This window comes from Citricoccus sp. (assembly GCF_032154715.1).
In the GTDB taxonomy this organism is placed as follows: domain Bacteria; phylum Actinomycetota; class Actinomycetes; order Actinomycetales; family Micrococcaceae; genus Citricoccus.
Genome location: NZ_JALDXU010000007.1, coordinates 1 through 9,945, shown reverse-complemented (window position 1 = coordinate 9,945; position 9,945 = coordinate 1). Strand labels below are relative to the sequence as shown.

The window sequence follows — 9,945 nt, the reverse complement described above, 5'->3', positions numbered from 1 at the left end:
GGGGGGCGAGTTGGTGAGGTCACGACGAGGCCGTGGTAGCACGCTGTGGCAGCTACCCAGAGGCATCCTGAGTCGCTGACCACGGCTGGGGTGGCCTTCAGCGGGGGTGGGCTGCACGCCTCTCACAGGGCGACGGGCTACACGGAAGAGACAGGCTACACAGGAGAGGAGTACCGGTGATCGAGAAGGACGAGTTGGCAGGGCTGGACTTGCCCGAGCTGCTGGCGGCCTCCCGTCTCCTTCTGGAGGAGCTGGCGTCACGGGTGTCGGATCCCCGGCTGCTGGACGCTGTCGACCGCTTCCCGGACGGGTCGGATCATGATCGTTCCGAGGAGTGGGGTCTGTACGCCCATGCGGACAGGGTGCTCGACGAGAAGGGTGACGCTGACCCGAGCCAGTTGCTGAGTGGAAAGGCCCTGAATGACGAATCCCTGGGAGGTGACTCCCTGGGCGCCACCGCGGAAGCTGTGCCGGCGGGATGTCTGCCCGTCGTGCTCTCCCGGGTCGAAGAGCTCGGCAGATGGGTGGATGCGGCTCGAACGGGGTTGGCAGGACATGTGGACGGCGTCTTCGAGGAGCATGCCACCCGCCGTGGCATGTTGGGGATTCCGGAGGGTAAGTGTGCTTACCGCAACGGGGTGGACTATCTGCAGCAGGTCCTCCACGTTCCCCGCCATGAGGCGAGGAAACGCGTCCGACGCGCTATCCGAGTCATGCCGCGATTGACCCCAGACCGAACCCAGGTGATTCAGCCCGAGATGACCGCACTGGCCGGTACCGTGATCTCTGCCCAGGCCGATCCAGTCGCCGTGGACACGGTGGTGGACGCCCTCACGTCTGCTCGTGCTGACGCGGGCCGGGCCGGAGCTCCGAAGGATCACATCGAGCTCTTGATCGCTGAGGGCGAGCGGGTGTTGGCGGCCCAGGCGCGGGAGATGGACCCGGACGCCCTACGGAAGGTGTGCGCGTACTGGCGCCAGCGCTTTGACGCCGTGGTGAACCCCGATGGTCTCGAGCCCACCGAGGCCCAGATGAACGCGGCCCAGGGACTCTTCTATCACGGCAAGGGAACCGCGAATCTGCACCGCTGGTCCCTGCTGGCGACCGACGGCCAACATGAGACGCTGAAGACCCTCGTCTCCGCCTCCTCCAACCCTCGCAGGTATTCTGACGACGGCTCGGGTTCCGAGGTTTGGGCGGAGCACCTGGATGTTGCCGACTCGCTGGATTCCCGGAGTCGGGCCCAACGGGAACTGGATGGACTTATCAGTGCCCTGACCGGTGCCTTGGCCTTGACGAATCAAACGACCCCTACCGCCGAAGAGGGCGGATCCGACCTGCCGGATTCCGGCAGTGGCGGAGTCAGGCCCCAGGTTCTGGTGACGATCGACTACGAGTCCCTGGCGGGTCACTACACCAGTGTGAAAGGCCAGGGAGCCGCCGGTCACGTGGTCTCCCAGGCGGCCTATGCGGGGGCGGTCGATCCACAGACCATTCGGCAGAAGGCCTGTGATGCGGACCTGATCCCCATCGTGCTCGGAGGGTCAGGAGAAGTGCTGGACGTGGGGCGAGCCCAGAGGCTGTTCACCCGAAAGCTCAGACGGGCCATCGTCGCCCGGGACGGCGGATGCGCAGCCCCTGCCTGCTCCATACCCGCTCCCTGGTGCGAAGCCCACCACATCCGCTTCTGGGAGCATGGCGGGCCCACCAGTGTTGAGAACGGAGTCCTGCTCTGCTCACACCACCACCACGCCGTCCATGCTGGAGCCTGGGAGATCGAGGTCAAAGACGGGGTGCCCTGGTTCATCCCCGCCCGCTATCACGATCCCGAACAACGGCCCCGCCGCAACCACTACTGGCGTCCCCGAGATCCAGGGAGCCCAGGGAACCAAGGGCCCGGGGTTCCGGGTGGCCCGGGTCGTCGCGACAACCTCGATGATGCGGCGTGAACCAGCCGAACCAGCCGAACCAGCCGAACCAGCCACCGCCACGCTCGTGACACGCGGTCGTCTGATCTGCAGGACGCCACCAGTGGCACCACGGTGTGCACGCCATCAGACGGCGAACCGCCCATGTCTGCCCTAGAATGGCCGGTGGCTGGCGATGGCCACCGTATGCCATCAGCCCTGAAGCCCTACCCGAGGAGGAACCGGACCGTGTCCGAGGCGTCGCAGCACGAACAACTCACCATCACCGTCAACGCGGAAACGCGGGAGGTGACCTCGGGTACCACCGGCTCAGAGCTCTTCTCCGACCAGAAGACCATCGTCGTGATGCGAGTGGACGGCCAACTGCAGGATCTGAGCCGCCAGATACCGGCCGGCGCGGACGTCGTGGGCGTGGACATCTCGGATGAGGATGGACTCAACGTCCTGCGGCACTCGACCGCCCATGTCATGGCCCAGGCGGTTCAGCAGCTGCGCCCGGGCGCCAAGCTGGGCATCGGCCCCTACATCACGGACGGCTTCTACTTCGACTTCGACGTCGCGGATCCCTTCACCCCGGAGGACCTCAAGTCCCTCGAGAAGATGATGCAGAAGATCATCAACTCGAACCAGACCTTCGCACGCCGCGTGGTCACCGAGGATGAGGCCCGCCAGGCGATGGCCGATGAGCCGTACAAACTAGAACTGCTGGGCAAGCAGGAAGACGCGGACGCCGTCGGCGAGGGTGCGAACATCGAGGTCGGCGCCGGCGAGATCACGATCTACGACAACGTGGACCGCAAGTCCGGTGACAGTGTCTGGTGCGACCTCTGCCGCGGTCCCCACCTGCCGAACACCAAGCTCATCTCCAACGCCTTCGCGCTGACCCGTTCGGCTGCCGCCTACTGGTTGGGCAACGAGAAGAACAAGCAGCTGCAGCGCATCTATGGCACCGCGTGGCCCACCAAAGACGATCTCAAGGCATACCAAGAGCGCCTGGCCGAGGCTGAGCGCCGCGACCACCGCAAACTGGGTGCCGAGATGGACCTGTTCTCCTTCCCGGACGAGCTGGGATCCGGCCTGCCCGTGTTCCACCCTCGCGGCGGCATCATCCGCAAGGAGATGGAGGACTACTCGCGTCAGCGTCACACCGAGGCCGGTTACGAGTTCGTCTACACCCCCCACATCACCAAGCAGCACCTCTACGAGATCTCCGGACACCTCGACTGGTATGCGGACGGCATGTTTCCGCCCATGCAGATCGATGAGCAGCGGGATCCGCTCACGGGCGAGATCACCAAGCAGGGGCAGAACTACTACCTCAAGCCGATGAACTGCCCCATGCACAACCTGATCTTCGCGTCGAGAGGCCGCTCCTACCGTGAGCTGCCTCTGCGGTTGTTCGAGTTCGGGCAGGTGTACCGCTATGAGAAGTCCGGTGTGGTGCACGGCCTGACCCGCGTGCGCGGGATGACGCAGGACGACGCCCACATCTACTGCACCAAGGACCAGATGAAGGAGGAGTTGACCACCACCCTCACCTTCGTCCTGGACCTCCTCAAGGACTACGGCCTCAACGACTTCTACCTCGAACTGTCCACCAAGAATCCCGAGAAGTACGTCGGCGAGGACGCCATCTGGGAGGAGGCCACCCGCACCCTCGAGGAGGTCGCCACCGCCTCCGGCCTTGACCTGGTTCCGGATCCGGGCGGCGCCGCCTTCTACGGTCCAAAGATCTCCGTCCAGGCGAAGGACGCCATCGGCCGCACCTGGCAGATGTCCACCATTCAGTTGGACTTCAACCTCCCAGAACGCTTCGACCTCGAGTACCAGGCCGCGGACGGTACCCGCCAACGCCCCGTGATGATCCACCGCGCCCTCTTCGGGTCCATCGAACGCTTCCTCGGCGTGCTCACCGAGCACTACGCCGGCTCCTTCCCGGCCTGGCTGGCCCCCGAGCAGGTGGTGGCGATCCCGGTCGCTGAGGCCTTCAACGACTACCTGGCCGCCGTCGTCACCCAGCTCAAGGCCCAGGGCATCCGGGCCCGCCTCGACGACGGCTCCGACCGCTTCCCGAAGAAGATCCGCACCGCCTCCAAGGAGAAGGTGCCGTTCGTGCTCATCGCCGGTGGCGAGGACGCCGAAGCAGGAGCGGTCTCCTTCCGGTTCCGAGACGGCAGCCAGGACAACGGCGTGCCCGTGAGCGAAGCCGTCGAACGCATCGTGAATGCCGTGAGGAACCGGGAGACCCAGTGACCCCGGTGCCGAGCCCGAGGGACAGCACCCCGGCCACCGACGACTTCGAACTCGCCGGTACGCCGGACGGTTTCCAACGACTGTGGAACCCCCACCGGATGGCCTATGTCCGTGGGGGACAGGACCAGGTCAGCGGGGAATCCACGTGTCCGTTCTGCGCCGCCCCGGGCCGATCCGACGAGCAGTCACTGATCGTGGCACGGGGCCGGACGGCCTTCGTGCTGTGCAACCTCTACCCGTACAACGCAGGGCACCTCTTGGTGTGTCCCTACCGCCATGTTCCCGACTACACGGACCTCACCGTGAACGAGACCCTGGAGATCGCCCGGCTGTCCCAGATCGGCATGACGGCACTGCGTGCCACGGCGAAGGCCACCGGATTCAACCTCGGCATGAACCAGGGCAAGACCGGCGGCGCTGGCATCGCCGCCCACCTGCACCAGCACATCGTGCCCCGGTGGGGCGGAGACGGAAACTTCCTGCCCATCATCGCCGAGACCAAGAACATCACGGTGACCCTGGATACGGTCCGCGCGGCCGTGGCCGGAGCCTGGGTGGAAGCGGAAGCGGCTTTCGACACGCACCAGGCGACCACCGCCACGGAACAGCGCGGCTGATGCTGAACCGCCACGCCCGGGCCCTGTTCACCCGGATCTTCACGCCGGCAGCCCGGTTCCTCCTGGCCCGGGGTGTCTCGGCGGATGCCGTGACCATCATCGGGACCCTCGGCGTGGTACTGGGGGCACTGATCCTGTTCCCGATGGGAGAACTGTTCTGGGGCACCATGGTCATCACCCTCTTCGTCTTCTCGGACGTGCTGGACGGGGTCATGGCCAGGATCGCCGGAACGACGGGACGGTGGGGGAATTTTCTCGACTCCACCCTGGACCGGGTCCAAGACGCCGCTGTCTTCCTGGGACTGATGCTCTGGTTCTTCGGCGCTGGCGACGTCTGGATCGCCGGGGTGGCTGCCGCCGCCAGCCTGGCACTCGGCATGTTGGTGTCCTACGTCCGGGCCAAGGCCGAATCCTTGGACTTTGACGCCAATACCGGCATTGCTGAACGGGCGGAGCGGCTCGTGGTGACGTTGGTGTTCGCCGGTCTGACCGGTCTCGGTCTGAACCCATGGGTCCTGACCGTGGTCCTCCTGCTCCTGACGGCGGCGTCCGCCATCACCGTGGGCCAGCGCATGGTCACGGTGTACCGGCAGTCCCACAGGGTCCGCGAGCCCGACGACGGTCAGTAGCCTGGGACGCTGGCCGCTGGCCGCTGTCTCATTCCACCGAACGCTGCCGAACGCTGCCGAACGCCTCCGAGCACCGCTGGAGCCCGCAGAACCCGGCTGGACTGCCTTGAATCCCTCGGCCCTGCGCAATTGGTGTCTTCTACGCCACAATGGATGGATGAGCGAGCCCTTCAAGGACAGCACTGAGGCTGTCACCGACCGCCCTCTGAACATTCCCGAGTACTTCCTCCTGCTGTGCCTGGACGATGAGAAGGGCAAGCTCCTGCTGGACGGGCCGACCGTCGGGATGGGAATCGCCGGTGCCGCACTGGTCGAGTTGGCGCGCCGAGGCCGGCTCGAGGTCACGCGGAGTACGGTGCGGTCGATCGAGCATCCGCAGCAGGTCTTCGCCGCTGATCCGAATCCGCCAGCCTGGGCGCACAGCACCCAGCTCGAGTGGCCCCTGGAGCAGGTCTGGGACATCATCCGCGCCTTCACCCGCCATCGGGACGCCGAGCAGTGGATCAACCGGTTCTCACGTCAGACGCTGAGGGACGCCGTGGCGGCATCGCTGGTGAAGCGGGGCATCGTGGAGGAAGACGAGAGCACCGTGCTCTGGATCTTTCACCGGACGCGCTACCGGGAGCGTGACGAACACGTCGAGCACGAGCTGCGGGACCGGATCCGCGGTGTCCTCATGGACGGCCAGCCGGCCGACGACGTCACATGGCCGCTCATCTCGTTGATGCGCACCACCCGGCTGCTGCACCGGTTGTTCCCGGACGTGGACAAGGCACACGTCCGCGCGGCGGCGGTCACCCCGGCGGGCAGCCCCGCCACGGAGCTGTCCATGTCCGAGGCGCTCCTGGCGACCGAGAATGCCGTGGCCGAGGCGCTGACGGCGACCACGGGCGGGGCCTCCGCGCTCGACTGATCCTCGGACGGAGCATCTCTACGACCTGGTCCGCGGGCCCGCGATCGGTGCGACGCGTGCCTGCGTCACCGCCACCAGATCCTGCGGTGTCATGCGCACGTCGAGCCCCCGGCGGCCTCCCGACACCAGCACATGGTCTCGGTCCAGGGCCGAGGAGTCGATGACCACAGCGGCGTGGTGCCGCTGGCCCATCGGTGAGATCCCGCCCAGCACGTAGCCCGTGCGTCTCTGCGCCACGTCCGGATCGGCCATGGTGACCTTCTTGACCCCGAGCGCGGAGGCCAAGGCCCGCAGATCGAGGGTCCCGGCGACGGGCACCACGCCGGCGGCCAGGGAATCGTCCGGCAGGGTCACCATCAGGGTCTTGAACACCACGGTGGCGTCCAGTCCCAGCTTCGCAGCGGCCTCCTCGCCGAAGCCCTGACCGGATCGCTCGTCGTGCTGGTACTCCAACACCTCATGCGCGACGCCGGCCCGGTCCAGCATGCGCAAGGCGGGCGTCGACGCGGTGGGGGCGGGCTTCTGGCGGGCCATGTGGTGTCCGGAGCGACGAGCGGATGCGTGTCCTGCTACGGGTTCACGCCGCCAGCTGGTCCGCGATGTTGCGCTTGATGCGCCCGAGCATGGCGGACATGCCCCGCAGTCGCAGGGGAGTCAGGGCCTTCTGGAGGCCCAAGCGGGTCGAGAGGTCCTCGGGGACGGCCAGCACCTCGCGTGCCGGCAGGCCGTTCAGGCTCTGGGACAGCACCGAGGCGAAGCCTCGGGAGGTCGGAGCCTCCGGCGGGGCGGAGACGAACAGGCGGACGATCGACTCGGCGGTGGGGCCGGCGTCGGGCACGGTGTGCTCCAGCTCCACCGCGAGGAACAACGGCGTCTGGCACTCGGTGACCTGCTCCATCTGGTCCTGGTGACCGGCATAGCGCTCGGGCAGGGCCGGCAACTCATCGGAGAACTCCAGCAGCAGTTCCAGCCGTTCCGGGTCCGGGACGGCCCGGAAGTCCTCGACGATCTCGTGGAGCTTCTCGGGGAGTTCGGTGGTGGTCATCGTGGAGTGCGTTTCCTTCCAGGGTGGTCGGTGGGTCTATCGCTTCAACACCGCTGGGGTGCGATCTATGCCGCACCCCAGCCTAGTCCCGTCCTGCCTCCAGGAGCCCGCCTGAGGCCTACCGGACCTCTGCTCTGCCGGATCTCTGCCCCAGACCGGTCAGCGCCCGGCCGGTGCTTCGCCGCGCTCTTCACCCACGGCGATCGGCAGGCGCACGGAGTTGCCCCACTCGGTCCAGGAGCCGTCGTAGTTGCGGACCTTCTCATAGCCGAGGAGGTGGCGCAGCACGAACCAGGTGTGCGATGACCGCTCACCGATCCGGCAGTAGGCGACCACGTCGTCGGAGGTGCCGAGGCCGGCGTCGTTCTGGTAGATCTCCTCCAGTTCCTCGCGGGACTTGAAGGTGCCGTCCTCGTTGGCGGCCTTGGCCCACGGAACGGAGGCGGCAGTGGGGATGTGGCCGCCGCGCAGGGTGCCCTCCTGCGGGTAGCCGGCCATGTGGGTGGTCTCACCGGTGTACTCGAGCGGCGAGCGGACGTCCACCAGGGGCTTGCCGAAGTGGTGGAGCACGTCCTCGCGGGAAGCACGCTCGGTGGAGTCGTCGCGCTCGATCACGGGGTAGTCGACTTCGGTCACCGACGGGACCTCCCGGGTCGTCTCCCGGCCCTCGGCGATCCACTTGTCCCGGCCGCCGTCCATCAGGCGGGTATCGGCGTGACCGTAGAGCGTGAAGACCCACAGTGCGTAGGCGGCCCACCAGTTGGACTTGTCGCCGTAGAACACCACGGTCGTGTCCCGGCCGATGCCCTTGGAGCCAAGGACGCGGGCGAACTCCTCCGGGCCGACGAAGTCCCGGGTGACCGGATCGTTCAGCTCGGTGTGCCAGTCGATCTTGAGAGCGCCGGGAAGGTGGCCGGTGGAGTAGAGGAGGGTGTCCTCGTTGGACTCAAGAACGACGATATTCGCGTGGTCCTCGCCCAGGGCGTGATCGGCGACCCACTGGGTGGACACGAGCTTCTCCGGATGCGCATAGCCGGAGAAGTCGGTGGACGGGTCAGCAGAGGCAGGAGCGGACAAGTCGGGTGAACTGGAGGATTCAGTGGTCATTCTCTTACATTACGCCACGTGCCCCGGTGGTAATTGGTGAGGGTTGCCTTCATAGACATCGGGTGACATGGGCCGGCGGCCGCCGCCGGTAGAGTTACCGTCGTCATGGCCGGGTCGTACCGCCTGACCCAATCCGTCGCACCCCATCAGGATGGAGCCGCCCGTGGCTGAGACCGTTCACCTCGCAGACCGCACCCCCCAGGTGTCCGCCGAGGACCTGCTCGCCGGCTTCCACCCCTCGTACCGGTTCGGTGAGGTCTCCTTCGACACCTACATCCCGGACCCGGCCCACCCCTCGCAGGCCGAGGCCGTGAGCCGTCTGCGCGAGTTCGCCGACTCCATCAAGGGCGGGACTCAGGGCGGCAAGGGCAACGGCAAGGGCAGCGGCGGGGGACTGTTCGGGTTCCTCAAGGGCGGCAAGTCCGGCTCGGCCGGAAAATCCAAGGGCACGACGCCGGCCGCCGGCATCTACCTGGACGGCGGCTTCGGCGTGGGCAAGACCCACCTGCTGGCCTCCACGTGGCATGCCGCGCCGGGTCCCAAGGCGTTCGGCACCTTCGTCGAGTACACCAACCTCGTCGGCGCACTGTCCTTCCGCAAGGCCGTGGACGTGCTCAAGGAATACACCCTCGTCTGCATCGATGAGTTCGAGCTGGACGATCCGGGTGACACCGTGTTGATGTCACGGCTGATGCGGGAGCTCTCGGACGCAGGGGTGAAGCTGGTGGCCACGTCCAACACCCTGCCCGGATCGCTCGGAGACGGGCGCTTCGCGGCCCAGGACTTCAAACGGGAGATCCAGGTCCTGGCCGATCAGTTCGACGTGATCCGGGTGGACGGCGAGGACTACCGCCACCGTGGCCTGACCGCGGCACCGGATCCGCTGGAGGACGACCAGCTGTTGACGGTGCTGGCCGATCGCTTCCCGGATGCCGCCGTCGTGTCCGAGGACTCCTTCGAGGGCCTCACCGCCAACCTGACGCGCGTGCACCCGAGCCGCTACCGCAAGCTCGTGGAGGATGTCGACGTGATGGTGCTGCACCACGTGGAGACCATCACCGAGCAGGCCATGGCCCTGCGCTTCGTGGTCCTGGCGGACCGCCTGTATGACAAGGACGTGCCGGTCATCGCCTCGGGTGTGCCGTTCGACCGGCTGTTCACTGAGGAGATGATGAGCGGCGGGTACATGAAGAAGTACTTCCGCACCGTGTCCCGCATGACGGCCCTGGTCCGGGAGGGTCAGATGGGGGAGACGGGGCTGTAACCCGGCTGAACGGCTGCCGCATGGCTGAAGCCGTTGGGTGGGAGCTGCTTCCCTGCGACGTCCCCGCGAACACAAGATCCCCCAACGACGGTGGACGTCGTTGGGGGATCTTGTGGTGCTCTTGATCTTCAGTGGAGCGGATGACGAGATTCGAACTCGCGACCTCCACCTTGGCAAGGTGGCGCTCTA

9 protein-coding genes are annotated in these 9,945 nt (G+C 66.7%); 6 read left to right on the top strand and 3 right to left on the bottom strand.

The features are described 5' to 3' along the window. Nucleotides 1-176 precede the first annotated feature (176 nt). The 5 genes from RUH65_RS02340 (at nt 177) to RUH65_RS02320 (ending at nt 6,340) form a co-directional block, all read left to right on the top strand. Complete coding sequence (locus RUH65_RS02340; protein WP_313815588.1) at nt 177-1,949, top strand: DUF222 domain-containing protein; 1,773 nt, start codon at nt 177-179, stop codon at nt 1,947-1,949. Between the two features lie 207 nt (nt 1,950-2,156). Further along, entirely contained in the window at nt 2,157-4,181 is a 2,025-nt protein-coding gene (gene thrS, locus RUH65_RS02335) for a threonine--tRNA ligase (RefSeq protein ID WP_313815587.1), read from the top strand. Beyond that, entirely contained in the window at nt 4,178-4,798 is a 621-nt protein-coding gene (locus RUH65_RS02330) for an HIT domain-containing protein (protein WP_313815586.1), read from the top strand. The genes thrS and RUH65_RS02330 overlap by 4 nt, the downstream gene beginning before the upstream one ends. Next, nucleotides 4,798-5,427, top strand: coding sequence for a phosphatidylinositol phosphate synthase (pgsA, locus tag RUH65_RS02325; RefSeq protein ID WP_313815585.1), 630 nt, complete (start codon nt 4,798-4,800; stop codon nt 5,425-5,427). The genes RUH65_RS02330 and pgsA overlap by 1 nt, the downstream gene beginning before the upstream one ends. A 157-nt stretch (nt 5,428-5,584) precedes the next feature. Continuing rightward, the gene (locus RUH65_RS02320; protein ID WP_313815584.1) at nt 5,585-6,340 is read left to right on the top strand and encodes a GPP34 family phosphoprotein; all 756 of its coding nucleotides are present in this window, start codon (nt 5,585-5,587) and stop codon (nt 6,338-6,340) included. Nucleotides 6,341-6,358: 18 nt separating this feature from the next. Here RUH65_RS02320 and ybaK read toward each other — a convergent pair whose 3' ends face one another. The 3 genes from ybaK to RUH65_RS02305 all read right to left on the bottom strand — a co-directional run bounded on the left by ybaK (nt 6,359) and on the right by RUH65_RS02305 (nt 8,492). Then, a complete protein-coding gene (gene ybaK, locus RUH65_RS02315; RefSeq protein WP_313815583.1) occupies nt 6,359-6,874 on the bottom strand; it encodes a Cys-tRNA(Pro) deacylase in 516 nt (171 codons plus the stop codon). Nucleotides 6,875-6,917: 43 nt separating this feature from the next. Continuing rightward, nucleotides 6,918-7,385, bottom strand: coding sequence for a SufE family protein (locus RUH65_RS02310; RefSeq protein WP_313815582.1), 468 nt, complete (start codon nt 7,383-7,385; stop codon nt 6,918-6,920). A 159-nt stretch (nt 7,386-7,544) separates the two neighbouring features. Next, complete coding sequence (locus RUH65_RS02305; protein ID WP_313815581.1) at nt 7,545-8,492, bottom strand: sulfurtransferase; 948 nt, start codon at nt 8,490-8,492, stop codon at nt 7,545-7,547. A gap of 163 nt (nt 8,493-8,655) precedes the next feature. Here RUH65_RS02305 and zapE point away from each other — a divergent pair, with 163 nt between their 5' ends. After that, nucleotides 8,656-9,756 (top strand): cell division protein ZapE, encoded by a 1,101-nt coding sequence (zapE, locus tag RUH65_RS02300; RefSeq protein ID WP_313815580.1) that lies wholly within the window; start codon nt 8,656-8,658, stop codon nt 9,754-9,756. Nucleotides 9,757-9,945 lie beyond the last annotated feature (189 nt).